General features: G+C 70.3%; 15 protein-coding genes. 13 read left to right on the forward strand and 2 right to left on the reverse strand.

Annotation, left to right across the window (positions count from 1 at the left end; translation table 11 throughout):
- Positions 1-95: 95 nt before the first annotated feature.
- The gene (locus tag ACJ7VY_RS10065; protein WP_233996378.1) at positions 96-626 is read right to left on the reverse strand and encodes a glutathione peroxidase; all 531 of its coding nucleotides are present in this window, start codon (positions 624-626) and stop codon (positions 96-98) included.
- 171 nt (positions 627-797) lie between these two features.
- On the opposite strand from ACJ7VY_RS10065, the gene ACJ7VY_RS10070 reads away from it, so the two are divergent.
- Genes ACJ7VY_RS10070 through ACJ7VY_RS10100 form a run of 7 tightly spaced genes read left to right on the forward strand, consistent with a single transcriptional unit; the run spans position 798 to position 5,290 of the window.
- Entirely contained in the window at positions 798-1,040 is a 243-nt protein-coding gene (locus ACJ7VY_RS10070) for a hypothetical protein (RefSeq protein ID WP_104939074.1), read from the forward strand.
- A 2-nt stretch (positions 1,041-1,042) separates the two neighbouring features.
- The gene (locus ACJ7VY_RS10075) at positions 1,043-1,405 is read left to right on the forward strand and encodes a GntR family transcriptional regulator (protein WP_240211942.1); all 363 of its coding nucleotides are present in this window, start codon (positions 1,043-1,045) and stop codon (positions 1,403-1,405) included.
- On the forward strand, positions 1,402-2,274 hold the full coding sequence (locus ACJ7VY_RS10080) for an ABC transporter ATP-binding protein (RefSeq protein WP_104939075.1): 873 nt from the start codon (positions 1,402-1,404) through the stop codon (positions 2,272-2,274). The genes ACJ7VY_RS10075 and ACJ7VY_RS10080 overlap by 4 nt, the downstream gene beginning before the upstream one ends.
- Complete coding sequence (locus ACJ7VY_RS10085; RefSeq protein ID WP_161614040.1) at positions 2,271-3,284, forward strand: hypothetical protein; 1,014 nt, start codon at positions 2,271-2,273, stop codon at positions 3,282-3,284. Before ACJ7VY_RS10080 ends, ACJ7VY_RS10085 begins: the two co-directional genes overlap by 4 nt.
- Before the next feature lie 50 nt (positions 3,285-3,334).
- Positions 3,335-4,174, forward strand: coding sequence for a DUF4097 family beta strand repeat-containing protein (locus ACJ7VY_RS10090; protein WP_409475534.1), 840 nt, complete (start codon positions 3,335-3,337; stop codon positions 4,172-4,174).
- A gap of 33 nt (positions 4,175-4,207) precedes the next feature.
- A complete protein-coding gene (locus ACJ7VY_RS10095) occupies positions 4,208-4,795 on the forward strand; it encodes a DUF2884 family protein (protein WP_409475535.1) in 588 nt (195 codons plus the stop codon).
- A gap of 60 nt (positions 4,796-4,855) precedes the next feature.
- On the forward strand, positions 4,856-5,290 hold the full coding sequence (locus ACJ7VY_RS10100; RefSeq protein ID WP_104939078.1) for a hypothetical protein: 435 nt from the start codon (positions 4,856-4,858) through the stop codon (positions 5,288-5,290).
- A gap of 314 nt (positions 5,291-5,604) precedes the next feature.
- Here the strand turns inward: ACJ7VY_RS10100 and ACJ7VY_RS10105 are convergent, their stop codons facing one another.
- Entirely contained in the window at positions 5,605-7,002 is a 1,398-nt protein-coding gene (locus tag ACJ7VY_RS10105) for a class II fumarate hydratase (RefSeq protein ID WP_409475536.1), read from the reverse strand.
- 143 nt (positions 7,003-7,145) lie between these two features.
- Here ACJ7VY_RS10105 and purB point away from each other — a divergent pair, with 143 nt between their 5' ends.
- The 6 genes from purB to ACJ7VY_RS10135 all read left to right on the forward strand — a co-directional run bounded on the left by purB (position 7,146) and on the right by ACJ7VY_RS10135 (position 16,056).
- The gene (purB, locus tag ACJ7VY_RS10110) at positions 7,146-8,528 is read left to right on the forward strand and encodes an adenylosuccinate lyase (protein ID WP_240211937.1); all 1,383 of its coding nucleotides are present in this window, start codon (positions 7,146-7,148) and stop codon (positions 8,526-8,528) included.
- A gap of 291 nt (positions 8,529-8,819) precedes the next feature.
- Positions 8,820-10,808 carry a methyl-accepting chemotaxis protein gene (locus tag ACJ7VY_RS10115; protein WP_409475537.1) on the forward strand — a complete coding sequence of 663 codons (1,989 nt, stop codon included), beginning with the start codon at positions 8,820-8,822 and terminating at the stop codon, positions 10,806-10,808.
- 160 nt (positions 10,809-10,968) lie between these two features.
- Positions 10,969-11,256 (forward strand): hypothetical protein, encoded by a 288-nt coding sequence (locus ACJ7VY_RS10120; RefSeq protein WP_104939081.1) that lies wholly within the window; start codon positions 10,969-10,971, stop codon positions 11,254-11,256.
- A gap of 141 nt (positions 11,257-11,397) precedes the next feature.
- The gene (locus ACJ7VY_RS10125; RefSeq protein WP_104939082.1) at positions 11,398-13,653 is read left to right on the forward strand and encodes a putative bifunctional diguanylate cyclase/phosphodiesterase; all 2,256 of its coding nucleotides are present in this window, start codon (positions 11,398-11,400) and stop codon (positions 13,651-13,653) included.
- Between the two features lie 58 nt (positions 13,654-13,711).
- Positions 13,712-15,154: a cupin domain-containing protein gene (locus ACJ7VY_RS10130; protein WP_313253320.1), complete on the forward strand. Its 1,443-nt coding sequence runs from the start codon at positions 13,712-13,714 to the stop codon at positions 15,152-15,154.
- A complete protein-coding gene (locus ACJ7VY_RS10135) occupies positions 15,151-16,056 on the forward strand; it encodes a GNAT family N-acetyltransferase (RefSeq protein ID WP_409475538.1) in 906 nt (301 codons plus the stop codon). The genes ACJ7VY_RS10130 and ACJ7VY_RS10135 overlap by 4 nt, the downstream gene beginning before the upstream one ends.
- Positions 16,057-16,227: the final 171 nt, after the last annotated feature.

Raw genomic sequence — 16,227 nt, forward strand, 5'->3', positions numbered from 1 at the left:
GCTTTCCTGGAAGTGAACAGACGCCGGCATCGGCGCGAAGGGCGCCATTGTCGCACGCACACCGGCGATGTCGAGGCGGTGCGCCGCCGCGCGCATCAGCGGCGGCCCGGCACCGGCCGCGCGAGTTCGCGCTCGATCGCCGCGCGCAGTTCCGGGTCGTCCGGCCGCACCTTGCTGGGGAACTGCGCCACCACCCGGCCGTCGCGCGCGATCAGGTACTTGTGGAAGTTCCAGCCCGGCGCCACGCCGGTCAGGCGGGCGAGGTCGCGGTAGAGCGGCGTGGCCTCGGCGCCGGTCACGTGCACCTTCTGGAACATCGGGAACTTGACCCCGTAGGTCAGCGTGCAGAACTCCTGGATCTCCGCCTCGCTGCCCGGCTCCTGGCCCTTGAAGTCATTGGAGGGAAAGCCCAGCACCGCGAAACCGCGCCCGGCAAGCGCCTGGTGCAGGGCTTCCAGCCCCTCGTACTGGGGCGTGTAGCCGCATTTGGAGGCGGTGTTCACCACCAGCAGCACCTTGCCGCCGTACTCGCGGTTCAGGTTCACCGGGTCCTTTCCGGCAAGCGGCCGGTAGTCGCGGTCCAGCAAGGCACCGTCGGCGGCGCCCGCCCCCCCGGCCATGGACATGGCAAATGCCACTGCAATCAGGTATTTGCGGATAGACATCGGAATTCTCCTGGGTGTGTGCGCGGCTCGTGCGCAGACTAGGCCATCAGTTGGGTTACAGGGGAGTTGCATGTCGGCGTGTCGGTGTTATAGTTGCATACAACACCAGCCACCCTACACAGGGGGACCGCCATGAACCGAAGGCACCAGCGACATCTTCTCCCGGCACTGACCGCTGCCGGCACGTTGTTGTTGATCGGTTGCACGCTGTCCCTGCCTGCCGGCCGTGGCGCGGTCCAGGATTATGCCGCCGGGACCACCGGCGAAGAGCAGGAGGCCAACGTGCAGGAGAAGAAGCGCCCCATCCGGCGGATGCGGACCAGCCTTTCCCTGCCCTACTTCTCATTCGCACAGTCGCTGAATCCACGGAGCTGACCATGAGCGATATCCAGTGGAGCGATGGCGCTCCCATCTACCGCCAGCTGAAGGATCGCGTCATCGCGATGATGCTGGACGGGGTCCTCAAGCCGGGCGACGCCCTGCCCTCGGTACGCCAGGTGGCGGCCGAGTACCAGTTGAACCCGATCACGGTCTCGCGCGCCTACCAGGAACTGGCCGACGAGAACCTGGTCGAGAAGCGCCGCGGCCTGGGCATGTTCATGACCGAGGAAGCCGCGCGCAAACTGCGCGGCAGCGAGCGCGACCGTTTTCTCAATGAAGAGTGGCCCGGGGTGCTGGAACGCATCCAGCGCCTGGGCCTGACCTTGGAAGATCTGCTGCCACCGGGGACCACACCATGAATGCCGCCGTCGACGCCGTCGTTTCCGCCCAGGGCCTGCGCAAGGCCTACAAGCAGAAGCCGGCACTGGACAACACCAGCTTCACCATCGCCCCGGGCCGCATCGTCGGCCTGATCGGCCCCAATGGCGCCGGCAAGACCACGGCGCTCAAGGCCCTGCTCGGGCTGACCGCGTTCGAGGGCGACCTGCGCGTGCTCGGCATGGACCCGCGCACCCAGCGCAACGCGTTGATGAACGACGTGTGCTTCATCGCCGACGTGGCGGTGCTGCCGCGCTGGATCCGGGTCAAGGAAGCCATCGATTTCGTCGCCGGCGTGCACCCGCGCTTCGACCGCGCCCGCTGCGAGCGCTTCCTCGCCAACACCAAGCTGCAACCGAAGCAGCGCGTGTCCGAGCTGTCCAAGGGCATGGTGGTGCAGCTGCACCTGGCGCTGGTGATGGCCATCGACGCGCGCGTGCTGGTGCTGGACGAGCCGACCCTGGGCCTGGACATCCTCTACCGCAAGGAGTTCTACCAGCGCCTGCTGGAGGACTACTTCGACGAACAGAAGACCATCATCATCACCACCCACCAGGTCGAGGAGATCGAGCACATCCTCACCGACGTGCTGTTCATCCGCGACGGCCGGATCGTGCTCTCGGCCGACATGGAGAACGTGTCCGAGCGCTATACCGAGCTGCTGGCATCGGCCGACACCCTGCAGGCCGCACGCGAGCTGTCGCCCATCGACGAGCGCGCGCTGCCGTTCGGCAAGACCGTGCTGCTCTACGACGGCGCCGACCGCACCCAGCTCGACGCCCTGGGCGAAACCCGCAACCCCGGCCTTGCCGACCTGTTCGTGGCCATCATGAAGGGAACCTACGCATGAACGCCGTCCATCACATCACCCCGCTGGGCAAGTTCAAGTGGCTGCTCAAGCGCGAGTACTGGGAAAACCGCGGCGGCTTCCTGCGCGCGCCGCTGGTGGCCGGCGGCATCTCGCTGCTGCTATCGCTGATGGCGATCATCGCCGGCCTGATCGCCGCCCGCCGCGCCGCCGAGAACGGCGACCTGCACATCAACGGCATCCAGGTCAACGGCCTGGACCTGGGCATGCTGACCCAGCACATGACCCCCGCGGACATCGCCAAGTTCGGCGAGGGCATGAACATGACCCTGCTGCTCAGCTCGGCCTGGCCGTTCATCACCCTGGCGTTCGTGGTGTTCTTCTATTGCCTGGGCGCGCTGTACGACGACCGCCGCGACCGCAGCGTGCTGTTCTGGAAATCGATGCCGGTCTCGGACACGCAGACGGTGCTGTCCAAGCTTGTCGGGGCGCTGGTCATCGCCCCGCTGCTGGCGGTGGTCGCGGCCATCATCACCATGTTCGGCTTCATGGTCATGATCAGCCTGGTGGTGCTGTTCCACGGTGGCAACCCGGTGACCCTGATCTGGGCCTCGTCCAATCCGTTCTCGATCGCCGCCAGCCACCTGGCCTGGATCCCGGTCTACGCGCTGTGGGCGCTGCCCACCGCCGGCTGGCTGCTGTTGTGCTCGGCCTGGGCGCGCAGCAAGCCGTTCCTGTGGGCGGTGATGCTGCCGGTGTTCGCCGGCGTCATCGTCAGCTGGTTCGATCTGATGAAGCTGTTCGGCCTGAACAGCGGCTGGTTCTGGGGCCACGTGGTCAGCCGCCTGCTGCTCAGCGCCACCCCGGGCATCGAACTGGCCTACCGCAGCCCCACGCCGACCGGCGAGTCGGTCAAGTCGATGCTGCATGGCTTCTCGCCCGGCGTGCAGCTGGCGGGCCTGGCCAACCCCGAGCTGTGGGTCGGCGTCGTGGTCGGCGCCGTGTTCATCGCCGCGGCGATCTGGCTGCGCCAGCGCCGCGACGACACCTGATCCCCCGCTGTCGATCCGCCCCCCCATCCGCCGTGACCCCGAGGAACCCGATGGACATCAAGCACGCGACGATCAAGCCCCTGCTGTTCGCCCTGGCCCTGCTGCCGGGCGTGGCCCTGGCCGACGAACACTGCAAGTTCAGCCAGCCGCAGGCAATGGACCTGGCGCTGGCCGGGGTCAAGGCCGTGGTGTTCGAGGTCAACAGCCATGACCTGCGGCTGCAGGCATCGCCCGGCGCCCGCGCCGCCCTGTCCGGCCGCGCCTGCGCGTCCAGCCAGGACCTGCTCGGCCAGCTCTCGCTCACCCAGGAAAAGGTCGGCGACAAGCTCGTCGTCCGCCTGCAGCGCGAGAGCCGCGGGCTGAACATCGGCTTCGGCTCCAGCTATGCGTGGCTGGACATCACCGGCACGCTGCCCGACACGCTGCTGGTGCAGCTCAAGGTCGGGTCCGGCGATGCCTCGCTCAGCGGCGCCCAGGCGATGAGCGCCGATGTCGGCTCCGGCGACGTGAAGGCCCGCGACATCAAGGCGCTGGCCACCGCCGCGGTCGGCTCCGGCGACATCGAGCTGGACAACGTCGGCGCGCTGCACGTGGTCTCGATCGGCTCGGGCGATGCCCGCGTCGGCGGGGTGCGCGGCGATGCCAGGGTCGGCAGCATCGGCTCGGGCGACCTGGAACTGCGCGACGTGCAGGGCAACGTGGAGATCGACAGCATCGGCTCGGGCGACGCCGACATCAGCGGCGTCCGCGGCACGGTCGGCCTCGGCACCCTGGGCTCGGGCGACCTGCGCGTGCGCGATGCCGGCGGCCTGCGGGTCCGGCACAGCGGCAGCGGTTCGATCGACCACTCCGGCATCCGCGGCACCGTGGAACTGCCGAAAAAGCGGTGACATTCCCTTCTTGCCAGCAACGGAAGCACTCCCATGAAAACCCTCAAAGCCCCCCTGCTCGCGCTGGCGCTGTGCCTGCCGCTGCTTGCCTGCGGCGAACGCCCGCAGGCCGATGATCCGCTCGGCGAAGCCAGCATCGGCCAGAAGGTGCGCGAAGCGACCAACCGCGCGCGCAAGGAAATCACCGAGAAGAACATCAGCATTTCCAGCGACGGCGGCGCCAAGGTGGAGATTTCGCCCGCCGGCGACCTGCTGATCGATGGCCGCAAGATCGCGGTCGACGACGCCCAGCGCAAGCTCCTGCTGGAGTACCGCGCGCAGGTCGTCCAGGTCGCCGAGGCCGGCATCGAGATCGGCGTGCAGGGTGCCAACCTTGGCGTCCGCGCCGCCGGCGAGGCGCTCAAGGGCGTCCTCTCCGGCGACACCGAGCAGATCGAGAAGCGGATCGAGGACGAGGCCAGGAAGCTCGAGCAGAGCACCACCCGGATCTGCGACCAGCTGCCGGCGATGCTCGCCACCCAGCAGCGCCTGGCCGCGGCCATCCCCGAGTTCAAGCCCTACGCGAAGATGGACCAGAGCGACATCGATGAATGCCGCAACGGCCGGGTGACGGCACGCTGACCGGCGGCGGCGGGGGAGCGGTAGAATCGGCGCTCCCCCGCCGTACCGCTCCACCCCGCCATGAACAAGCTGCTGCTGTCCCTCCTGCTGGCCTGCATCGCCGCCGTCGCCGGTTGCGGCGACCGCGAGCAGTACACCGCCCACCGCGCCGAGCGCAGCAAGCCGAAGATGGAGGTGGGCGCCAACATGGTGTCGGTGCGGCGTGCGCCTTACCCGAACCTGGACATCCTGCCCGACGGCAGGCTGCGCGTGGATGACATCGAGATCCCGCTCGACGAGGCGCAGCGCGCGCTGCTGCGGACCAGCTTCGTCAAGCTGCAGATCCTGCGCCAGAACACCCTGACCGAATCCACCGCGCCCGCCGATGCCAGCGGCCGCACCATCCCGCTGGACGTGCCCGCCGGCGAAACGCCGTTCCCGCCGGACCTGGCCGAGCGCATTCCCGAGTTCAAGCAGTACGGCGAAGCGCTGGCCAACCCGCGCGCACTGCGCTGAATCCCGCGCCGCGGCCGCTCACCCGGCCGCGGTAGCATGAACCGCGCGCGGGCCGTCAGCGCAGGTCACCGGGTGCCGACGCACCGCCCGGGCCCGCCCGCTGCCGGCGATGCGGCGAACCCGGCATGCAGGCAGAACGCCGGCCTCCAGCAATGCCGGCACCGCCCGCGCGAGCTGCATGGAAACAGAATGCCGGATACCGCGCGGCGATCATGGATGCGCGGATGCCGCGATCGCGCCGGCGCCGATGCTCGCCCACGCGTCGTGCCGCGGACAGCCGCGACGGCAACCGCAACCGCCGGGTTCCGGCGCCCTCAATGGTCGTGGATGCCCCCACGCGTCAACGCCGCCGGGTCCAGCAGGCGCTTGAGCTCGGCTTCCGGCAGGCCGCTGTCCTCGCGGGCGATCTCCAGTACCGGGCGCTGTTCCCGGTAGGCGCGCTTGGCGATGGCCGCGGCCTTCTCGTAACCGATGATCGGGTTGAGCGCGGTCACCAGGATCGGGTTGCGCGCCAGCGCCTCGCGTACCCGCTCCTGTTTGACCACCAGCCCGGCGAACACCCTGTCGGCCAGCAGGGTCATCACGCTGGACAGCAGCTGGATGGAATCGAGCAGGTTGGCCGCGATCAGCGGCAGCGCCACGTTCAACTGGAAGTTGCCGGTCTGCCCGGCCACGGTGATCGCGGTGTGGTGGCCGATCACCTGCGCCGCGGCCATCACCGTCGCTTCCGGGATCACCGGGTTGACCTTGCCCGGCATGATCGAACTGCCCGGCTGCAGCGCCGGCAGCTCGACCTCGCCCAGCCCGGCCAGCGGCCCGGAATTCATCCAGCGCAGGTCGTTGGCGATCTTGATCAATGCCACCGCCAGCGCGTTGAGCTGGCCGGACAGCTCCACCGCGTCGTCCTGCGCGGCCAGGCCTTCGAACTTGTTCTGCGCGCTCTCGAAACGGGTGCCCGTGGCGCTCGAAAGCGCCCGCGCCACCTTGCCGCCGAAGCGCGGATCGGCATTGATCCCGGTGCCGATCGCGGTGCCGCCCAGCGGCAGCCGGCGCAGCCGCTTCAGTGCGTCCTCGATGCGCCCCTGCGCCGATTCCAGCTGCGCCGACCAGGCGCCGAACTCCTGCGCGAAGGTCAGCGGCATCGCGTCCATCAGGTGGGTGCGGCCGGTCTTCACCACCTTGCCCAGCGCCCGCCCGCGCCTGTCGATGGCGCGGCGCAGGTGCCGGAGCGCCGGCAGCAGGGTCTGCACCGTTTCCAGCTGCGCCGAGACGCGGATGGCGGTGGGAATCACGTCGTTGGAACTCTGCCCCAGGTTGACGTGGTCGTTGGGATGCACGTGGGCCTTGCCGGCCTTGCCGCTCTGGTTGGCCAGCGTGGCGATGACCTCGTTGGCGTTCATGTTCGACGACGTACCCGAGCCGGTCTGGTAGACATCGACCGGGAACTGCGCGTCGTGCGCGCCGGCCGCCACCTCCAGGGCCGCGGCGCGGATCGCCCGGCCCACGCCCTTGGGCAGCAGCCCGAGCCCGGTGTTGACCTCGGCGGCACTGGCCTTGATCAGCCCCAGCGCGCGGATGAAGGCGCGCGGCATGCGCTGCCCCGACACCGGGAAGTTCTGCACGGCACGCTGGGTCTGCGCCCCCCACAGGGCCTCGGCCGGCACCTGCAGTTCACCCATGCTGTCGTGTTCGATCCGGAATTTCCCGCCCATCGGCATTCTCCCAGCCCTCGTCGAATAAGGCGTCCGAGGATACGCCGCAGCTGCGCATGCCGGCGTGTGCGCGGCGTGCGCGGGCGGCCGTTCCGGACAGGCCGTAGAATATGCGCCCCCGCCCCTTGCCCCTGCCTGCCGACATGACCGAACCGTCCCGCCCGGAAGCCGCCCTGCTCGCCCTGTCCCCGCTCGACGGGCGCTACGCGTCCAAGGTCGACGCGCTGCGCCCGATCTTCTCCGAGTACGGCCTGATCCGCGCGCGGGTGAAGGTCGAGATCGAGTGGCTGCTGGCGCTGGCGGCCGAGCCGGGCATCGGCGAACTGGCCGACTTCTCCGCCGCCGGCAAGGCGCGCCTGCGCGCGCTGGCCGATGGCTTCTCGGTGGCCGACGCCGCCCGGGTCAAGGAGATCGAGCGCACCACCAACCATGACGTCAAGGCGGTGGAGTACTTCATCAAGGAGCGGCTCAAGGACGACGCCGAACTGGCGCCGGCGCTGGAATTCGTGCATTTCGCCTGCACCAGCGAGGACATCAACAACCTGTCCTACGGGCTGATGCTGGCCGAGGCGCGTGGCACCGTGCTGCTGCCTGCCCTGCAGGGCATCGCCGCCTCGCTGCGCCAGCTGGCCCACGCCCAGGCCGCGCAGCCGATGCTCTCGCGCACCCACGGCCAGACCGCCTCGCCGACCACGCTGGGCAAGGAAGTGGCCAATGTCGTCGCGCGCCTGGAACGGCAGATCCGCCAGATCGGCGCGGTCGAGCTGACCGGCAAGATCAACGGCGCGGTGGGCAACTACAACGCCCACGTGGTGTCCTACCCGGACGTGGACTGGCCGGCCTTCGCCGAACGCTTCGTCACCTCGCTGGGCCTGGTGTTCAACCCCTACACCACTCAGATCGAGCCGCATGACAACGTCGCCGAGATCGGCGATGCCGCGCGCCGCGCCAACACCATCCTGATCGACCTGGCGCGCGACATCTGGGGTTATGTGTCGCTGGGCTACTTCAAGCAGAAGCTCAAGGAGGGCGAAGTCGGCTCCTCGACCATGCCGCACAAGGTCAACCCGATCGACTTCGAGAACGCCGAGGGCAACTTCGGCATCGCCAATGCGCTGTTCGAGCACTTCAGCGCCAAGCTGCCGATCAGCCGCTGGCAGCGCGACCTGACCGACTCCACCGTGCTGCGTGCGCTGGGCACCGCGTTCGGCCACACCCAGGTGGCGCTGGAATCGCTGGCCAAGGGCCTGGGCAAGCTGGAAGTGAACCCCCAGCGGCTGGACGCCGACCTGGACGCGGCCTGGGAAGTGCTGGCCGAGGCGGTGCAGACGGTGATGCGCCGCCACGGCCTGCCCAACCCGTACGAGCAGCTCAAGGCCCTGACCCGCGGCCAGGGCATCACCGCCGAGTCGATGCGTGGGTTCATCGAATCGCTGGACCTGCCGGCCGAGGCCAAGCAGCGCCTGCGCGAGCTCACCCCCGGCGGCTACGCCGGCCTGGCCGCATCGCTGGCCAAGGCAATCTGACCCCGGCCCCGGCCGCTGGCCCCGGGCCGGGCTTCCCGCATGCAACGGCCAGGCACCCGCCTGGCCGTTGCCGCATGTGCCCGCCGGGCTGCCGCCGCCAGCGCCCGGCGGACCTCTGGAACAATGACCGCCAATCGTGTAGAAAAGCGCGGTTGAGGTACCGCCAGACGCGGTGACCGGCTTTGCCGGGCAGGACGCACGGGCCTGCAAGACGAAGCGCCATGACAGCCACTCCCCCGGGGTGGCTGTCATGGCGCTTTTTTCATGCCCAGGTTTTCAACAGGGGGATTCATGGGTGCTGTCGAGACATCGCTGACGCGGGATGCGGAGGCCATCGAGGCCGACCGGTTGTTCCTGCCGATGCTGGCGCTGCTGGGGGTGGCGGCGCTGGCGCATGCACTGGATTCGGGTGGCTGGATCCTGTTCGTGGCCGTGTACCTGCCCACCACCGCGTTCGCGGTGCTGCAGGCGCGGCGTGCGCCGGGCACCCGCCGCAGCCGCCTGGCGATCGCCGCGGCGCTGGTCGCGGCGCTGGCTGCCGCCCCGCCCGCGCTCGGCCCCGCCGGCAGCGTGGCCGTGGTCGCCCTGCTGTTGTGCTATCGCGACTGGGCACCGCTGGCGCTGGCGGCAACCGGCCTGCTGCTGTGGTTGGCGGCGCTGCAGCCGATGCTGGCCGCGGCACTGCCACGGATGGCCGCGGTCTCGGTGGTAACCGGGATTGCCTGCGTATTCGCGGTGCGGCTGCGCGGCTCCGGTACGGAACCACGACCGCACGCGGACGAGGAAGCCACCGCGGCTGCACCGCTGCCCGCCGCCACCAGCGCCGCGCCCGGCTTCCATGTCGAAGCCGCGCTGTGCGCGCTGCGCACCGGCATGATGATCGCCGACCGCGAACACCACATCGTCTATGCCAACCAGGCGGTCATCGCGATCCTGCGCAACCAGCGCGCGGAACTGCTCAAGGCGTTCCCGGACTTCGACCCCGAGCGCCTGATCGGCGCCAGCATCCATTGTTTCCACCGCGACCCGGCGCGCATCCGCGCCCTGCTCGACACCCTCGACGGCGCTCACTCCGGCCGCATCCAGATCGGCGAGGCGCATTTCAGCCTGAACGTCACCCCGATGGTCGACGCCGACGGCCAGCGCCACGGCTTCGTCGTCGAATGGCACGACCGCACCGCCGAGGCGCGCATGGAGCACGACATCGCCACGATCATCGACGGCGCCGCGCAGGGCCGGCTGGACCAGCGCCTGCAGGCATCCGGCGAGGCCGGCCTGATGGGGCGGCTGTCCCGGGGCGTGAACCGGCTGCTCGACGCCACCGCCGAAAGCGCCGACGAAATGCGCCAGTTGCTGTCGGCACTGTCGCGCGGCGACCTCGGGCGACGCATCACCCGCGACTTCGACGGGGTGTTCGGGCAGATGAAGACCGACGCCAACGCCACCGCCGAACAACTGGCCGGCATCGTCGCCGGCATCCAGCAGTCCGCCGACCGCATCGCGGCGGCGGCCGGCAGCATCACCGGCGGCAACGACGAGCTGTCCGCGCGCACCGGGCGGCAGGCGGCCACGCTGCGCGAGGCGGCCGCCTCGATGGACCGGCTCACCGCCACCATCGGCGACAATGCCGGGGCCGCGCACCACGCCAGCCAGCTGGCCGAGGGCGCCGCGGCGGTCGCCCGCCAGGGCGGCCAGGTGGTCGACGAGGTGGTGCTGACCATGCGCGCCATCGAAACCGCGTCGCGCAGGATCGGCGAGATCATCGGGGTGATCGACGGCATCGCCTTCCAGACCAACATCCTGGCCCTGAACGCGGCGGTCGAGGCCGCCCGCGCCGGCGACAGCGGGCGTGGCTTCGCCGTGGTCGCCGCCGAGGTGCGCACGCTGGCGCAGCGCTCGGCCGTCGCCGCGCACGAGATCAAGGACCTGATCGGCAACTCGGTGGAGAAGGTCGCCGACGGCTCGGCGCAGGTGGAAAAGGCGCGCCGCACCATGGTCGACATCGTGGCCTCGGTGCAGCACGTCACCGCCCTGACCGCGGAGATAGCGAGCGCCTCGCGCGAGCAGAGCGCGGGCATCGCACAACTCAACCAGACCATCGCGCAGATGGACAGGAGCACGCAGCAGAACGCGCTGCTGGTGCAGGAAACCGGGCGCGCCACCCACGACATGGAGCATGAGGCCGCCCGGCTGGCGCAGGCCGCCGCCCGGTTCCGGCTGGCGCCAGCAGCGGGCACTGCCACGGCGCTACCGCGTGCGGTGTCGACGGTGGCATGGTGACGGAAGGCCCGCGTGGCGGGAAACGATGGACGCTTTTCACGCAAACATGGAACAGGAACAGATGTCGAGCATGCCCCCCACCTCCGCCGGCGCCGCAGGCGGTCCGGAACCGGACGCCGCGCCCACCGCGCCGCCCCCGCGCCCCGCACGGGACAGCGGCGTGGCCCGGATCATCTGCACCGACCCGGCCCTGGCCGCGCGGCTGCGCGTGCTCATGGCCGCGACCGGTGACGCCGAGGTCATCCAGCAGAGCTGCGATTGCGACCGCGCGCCACTGTGCCGGTGGCTCGATCCGGACCCGCTGGGCCCCACCGGGCAGGTCCAGGCCACCCTGTACGAGGCCATCGAAACCCTGGAGCGCAGCCGGCATGCCTTCCGCTCGCGCGAGATGGGGCAACTGCGGCAACGCCTTACCCGCCTGCTGGAGGATCTGGCAGGCGCCGCTTGACCCGGGTGCCGCGCCACGCGCGGACCCGCTTTGCCGGGCAGGACGCACGGGCCTGCAAGACAAGGCGCTGCGGGGGCCGTTCCGGACGGAACCGCCGCCGTGGCGCTTTTTCCATGCCGGTCTTCAACGCAAGAGGGAACCATGGGTGCCGTCGACACACTGCAGGAGCTGATGCGGCGAATCGGGCTGGAGCAGGCGGAAATCAGCGAACGCGGCCGCCTGCTGGAATGGGGCCAGGACGACGCGCGGCGCCTGAACGAAAACGCCGCGCGCATGGCCGCCGCGCAGGCCGCGTTCATCGAGCGGCTGTACCGCCACCTCGATGATTTCCCCGCCCCGGCCGCGCTGCTCGGCGACGCGGGCACCGTGCACCGGTTGAAGCAACGGCAACTGGAGTACTACCAGCGGCTGTGGCAGGGGCCCTACGACCGCGACTACATCGACAACCGCCTGCGCATCGGCCTGATCCACCACATCAACGGCGTCGAGCTGAAGTGGTACCTGGCCGCCTACCGGCTGTACCTGGAGCAGATGCTGGCGCCGCTGTGCGGCCAGGGCGCCGACGTGCAGCTCTTCTCGAGCCTGCTCAAGGCCGTGTTCTTCGACATGACCCTGGCCATCGACACCTACAGCGCCGCCCAGCGCAAGGCGCTGGAGGACAGCGAAGCGCGCTTCGCGCGGGCCCTGCGTGGCGCCCATGACGGGATCTGGGACTGGCATCCCGGGGCGGACACCCTGTACGTGTCCGAGCGCTGGGCGGACATGATCGGGCTGGAGCGGCAGGCCCTGGGCCAGACCAGCGACGCCTGGTTTTCCCGGGTCCATCCCGACGACCTGCCCGGCCTGCACCAGGCCATCAATGCGCACCTGCACGGGGAATCGGACTGGATCCACCACGAATACCGCATCCGCTGCCGCAATGGCGACTGGCTGTGGGTGCTCAGCCGCGGCGTGGCCGAGGCCGACCGCGACGGACAACTGCGCATCACCGGCTCGCAGAGCGACATCAGCCGGCGCAAGGCCGTCGAACACCAGCTGCACCACGCCGCCCGCCACGACCCGCTGACCGGGCTGGCCAACCGCCTGCGGCTGGACGAGCTGCTCCTGCATACCCAGCGCCAGCTGCACGACACCGGCAGCGGCCAGGCAGCGGTGCTGTTCATCGACCTGGACCGCTTCAAGCTCATCAACGACAGCTTCGGCCACCTGTTCGGCGACGGCGTGCTGGTCGAGGTCGGCCGCCGGCTCGCGCAGTGCCTGCGCGCCGCTGACCACCTGTTCCGCTTCGGCGGCGACGAATTCGTGGTGCTGCTGGTCGACCCCGGCAGCGCCGGGTGCGCCGAACAGGTCGCCCAGCGCATCCTCGGCCACCTGCACCAGCCGATGCGCGTGGACGACCGCACCCTGGTGGTCAACGCCAGCATCGGCATCGCCACCCTGCATGCCAGCGCCGACCTCAACGATGCGCTGCAGGCCGCCGACCTTGCCCTGCACCAGGCAAAGCAGGCCGGCAAGGCCCAGTTCGCCCACTACAGCGCCGGGCTGCAGGCCAGCGCGCAGCGCCAGCTGGAACTGGAGAGCGCGTTGGGCCAGGCGCTGGCGCGTGGCGAGTTCGTGCTGCACTACCAGCCGATCCACCGCCTGGACGCGCACGACCCGCCGATGGCCGGGGTCGAGGCGCTGCTGCGCTGGCGCCACGATGGCCGCCTGGTGCCGCCGCTGGAGTTCATCCCCTCGCTGGAGGAATCCGGGGAAATCGTCCAGGTGGGGGACTGGGTGCTGCGCGAGGCCTGCCGGCAGACCCGGGCCTGGCAGCTGGCCGGACACCGGCACCTGTACTGCTCGGTCAACCTCTCGCGGCGCCAGCTGCAGCAGGACGATTTCGTGGCACGCGTGGTGGCCATCCTCGACGACACCGGCCTGCCCGCGGCCAGCCTGGTGCTGGAAATCACCGAAACCCACCTGATGCAGGACAGCAACGCCACCCTGGGCGCAGCACTGCGGCGCCTGGCCGCGCTCGGCGTGCGGCTGGCGCTGGACGACTTCGGCACCGGCTACTCGTCGCTGGGTTACCTCAAGCGGTTCCCGCTGCACATGCTGAAGATCGACAAGAGCTTCATCGCCGGCCTGCCCGGCGACGCCGAGCTGGGGGTGATCAGCCGCGCCATCATCGGCCTCGGCCACAGCCTGGGCCTGGAGGTCGTGGCCGAGGGCGTCGAGCACGCCCGCCACCTGGAGTTCCTGCGCGCCGAAGGCTGCCCGCTGGCCCAGGGCTACGGCTTCAGCCCGCCCTGCCCGGCTGCGGTGCTGGAGCGCCTGCTCGAGGGCGGCGCCGCGCCGCTCCCGCCGCTGGCCCCGCCCGCGGCGGTGCTAGGCGCGTCGGCGGCGGCTGGGTGACAATGCGATTTCCGTCGGCGGACTCCGCCGCCCCCGTTTTTCAATGGTATTGCGCGCGATGAAAAAGACTTCCTCCTCCCTGCCGCTCGAGATCAGGGCCAGCGCCCGCCATCCGCTCGGCATGCCCGCCGAGCGCTTCCTGCGCGACTACTGGCAGAAGCGCCCGTTGCTGATCCGTGGCGCATTCCCGGATTTCCAGACCCCGGTGATGCCCGAAGACCTGGCCGGGCTGGCCTGCGAGGAAGGCGCATTGGCGCGCCTGGTCACCCATGACCGCGCCACCGACGGCTGGACCCTGCGCAACGGCCCGTTCCGCGAGGAGGATTTCCCGGGCATGCCCGACCACGACTGGACCCTGCTGGTACAGGACGTGGACAAGTGGGACCCGGACGTGCGCGCGCTGATCGAGCACTTCAACTTCCTGCCGCGCTGGCGCATGGATGACGTGATGATCAGCTTCGCCGCCACCGGCGGCTCGGTCGGCGCCCATGTCGACCAGTACGACGTGTTCCTGCTGCAGGCCCACGGCCACCGCCGCTGGCAGATCGACGCCAGCGAATCGACCCGGGGCAAGCGCCCGCCGCTGGATTTCCGCCCCGACGTCGAACTGAAGCTGCTGCGCAGGTTCAAGCCGACCCACGACTGGGTGCTGGAACCGGGCGACATGCTGTACCTGCCGCCGAACGTGCCGCACCACGGCGTGGCCGAGGACCCGTGCCTGACGTTCTCCTTCGGCATGCGCGCGCCGTCCTCGGCCGAGCTGATCAGCGACTGGCTGGATGACCTGGTGGCCGACGCCGACGAGGCCATCCGCTACCAGGACCCGGACCTGAAGCTGCCGGAGGACCCCAACGAGATCGACGCGGCGGCGATGAAGCGCGTGGTCACCGCGCTCAATGCGCTGCGCATGAACGACCCCGACCGCCTGGGCGACTGGTTCGGCCGCTTCATCACCACCTACCGCGCCGCCGGCGACATCCTGCCCTCGCAGGCCCCGCCCGCCCCCGCCGACGTGGACGCGGTGCTGGACGAGGGCGGCCTGCTCGAGCGCCACCCGTGGGCGCGGCTGGCCTGGCGTCGCGCCACCCGCGGCGCGGTGTTGTACAGCAGCGGCCATGCCTTCCCGTTGCCGGTCAAGGACGCGCAGGGCCTGGCCGCGGCCGAACGGATCGACGCACCGCTGTTCCGCAAGCTCTCGGCCAAGGGCCGCAGCGCGGTGATGGAACTGCTGGCCGGCGGCCACTACCAGTTGCTGGACGCCGAGACCCTGGCGGCGATGCAGGCCGAGCAGGATGCGCTCGAGGTCATGGAAGACGCGTTCGACGACACGCTCGACGACGAAGCCGACGCACCGGAGCTGGAAATCGAGGTGTTCGAGTACGCCCAGGCCGGCGAAGGCGAGCCGGCCAGTGGCGCCATCGACACCGTGCAGGTGAACGAGGAAGGGGTCGAGGTGGTGGTGATCTGCGACGACGGCGACGAGGACGGCCCGGCGGCATGACCCCGGCGGCGTTCCACGTCGAGGCAGCCGACTACGCCACGCGGCAGGCGCTGCTGCACGGCGTGCGCCACGCCGTGTTCGTCGGCGAGCAGCAGGTCCCGGCGGCGCTGGAAAGCGATGACCTGGACCCGCTCAGCCACCACGTCCTCGCGCTGGATGCCGATGGCCACGCCATCGGCACCGGCCGGCTGACGCCGCAGCGCCGCATCGGCCGCATGGCGGTGCTGCCCGGCTGGCGCGGCCACGGTGTCGGCGAGGCGCTGCTGCAGGCGCTGGTGGCCGAAGCGGCGCACCGCGGCTGGGACGAGGTGACCCTGCATGCCCAGCTCCACGCCCGCGATTTCTATGCCCGCAACGGCTTCCTGCCCGAAGGCGCGCCGTTCACCGAGGCCGGCATCGTCCACCAGACCATGCGCCGCCGCATGGGCGGCGCCATGCGCGTGCAGGATGCCGCCCAGGCCGAGGCGGCCCTGGCGGCGGTGATCCACCGCGCCCGCCGCAGGCTCCTGCTCGGCTGCCGCGGCGGCGACACCGCGCTGCTCGCGCAGCCGGCGGTGCTGCAGGCGCTGCGCCGCTTCGCCACCCGCCGCCACGACAAACAGGCGCTGGTGCTGCTGCACGATGCCGAACCCGCGGCCATGCCGGCCGCGCTGCTGGCACTGCTGCAGCGCCTGCCCAGCGTGTTCGCGCTGCGCCAGCCGGTGGACCCGGGCGACCCGGCGCTGGCGCCGGCCAGCGCCAGCAACGACAACGGCGACTGCTACTTTCGTCCAATGGGCGACCGCTTCGAAGGCGAGCTGTGCCTGGACATGCCCGCGACGGCCCGCCAGCAGGACGCGCTGTTCCAGCGCGCATGGGACGCCGCAGCGCTCTGCGAAGGGCTGCGGACACTCGGCATGTGAGCGCTGTCGGGTGCGGACAAGGCATGGCCCGGCATTAACCCGGGGGACAGCGTGTGTGCCCCTTCCTGTCCCCGCGAGGGTATAATTCAGCGGTTTCATCACGCCCGCGCGGCGCCCTGCTGCAAGGTCCCCGCCGGTTCCAGAAGCCATACCCCACAAGCGAATCCGACC

The sequence above is a fragment of the Stenotrophomonas sp. Y-13 genome (assembly GCF_046267925.1).
Taxonomy (GTDB): domain Bacteria; phylum Pseudomonadota; class Gammaproteobacteria; order Xanthomonadales; family Xanthomonadaceae; genus Stenotrophomonas; species Stenotrophomonas acidaminiphila_A.

Excerpts from the sequence above, each read along its gene's own strand:
- ACJ7VY_RS10080 (WP_104939075.1), top strand. The coding sequence starts at position 1,402 with ATGAATGCCGCCGTCGACGCCGTCGTTTCCGCCCAGGGCCTGCGCAAG.
- ACJ7VY_RS10105 (WP_409475536.1), bottom strand. The coding sequence starts at position 7,002 with ATGGGCGGGAAATTCCGGATCGAACACGACAGCATGGGTGAACTGCAG.
- ACJ7VY_RS10125 (WP_104939082.1), top strand. The coding sequence starts at position 11,398 with ATGGGTGCCGTCGACACACTGCAGGAGCTGATGCGGCGAATCGGGCTG.
- ACJ7VY_RS10130 (WP_313253320.1), top strand. The coding sequence starts at position 13,712 with ATGAAAAAGACTTCCTCCTCCCTGCCGCTCGAGATCAGGGCCAGCGCC.
- purB (WP_240211937.1), top strand. The coding sequence starts at position 7,146 with ATGACCGAACCGTCCCGCCCGGAAGCCGCCCTGCTCGCCCTGTCCCCG.
- ACJ7VY_RS10075 (WP_240211942.1), top strand. The coding sequence starts at position 1,043 with ATGAGCGATATCCAGTGGAGCGATGGCGCTCCCATCTACCGCCAGCTG.
- ACJ7VY_RS10100 (WP_104939078.1), top strand. The coding sequence starts at position 4,856 with ATGAACAAGCTGCTGCTGTCCCTCCTGCTGGCCTGCATCGCCGCCGTC.
- ACJ7VY_RS10095 (WP_409475535.1), top strand. The coding sequence starts at position 4,208 with ATGAAAACCCTCAAAGCCCCCCTGCTCGCGCTGGCGCTGTGCCTGCCG.
- ACJ7VY_RS10065 (WP_233996378.1), bottom strand. The coding sequence starts at position 626 with ATGTCCATGGCCGGGGGGGCGGGCGCCGCCGACGGTGCCTTGCTGGAC.
- ACJ7VY_RS10135 (WP_409475538.1), top strand. The coding sequence starts at position 15,151 with ATGACCCCGGCGGCGTTCCACGTCGAGGCAGCCGACTACGCCACGCGG.
- ACJ7VY_RS10090 (WP_409475534.1), top strand. The coding sequence starts at position 3,335 with ATGGACATCAAGCACGCGACGATCAAGCCCCTGCTGTTCGCCCTGGCC.
- ACJ7VY_RS10115 (WP_409475537.1), top strand. The coding sequence starts at position 8,820 with ATGGGTGCTGTCGAGACATCGCTGACGCGGGATGCGGAGGCCATCGAG.
- ACJ7VY_RS10085 (WP_161614040.1), top strand. The coding sequence starts at position 2,271 with ATGAACGCCGTCCATCACATCACCCCGCTGGGCAAGTTCAAGTGGCTG.
- ACJ7VY_RS10070 (WP_104939074.1), top strand. The coding sequence starts at position 798 with ATGAACCGAAGGCACCAGCGACATCTTCTCCCGGCACTGACCGCTGCC.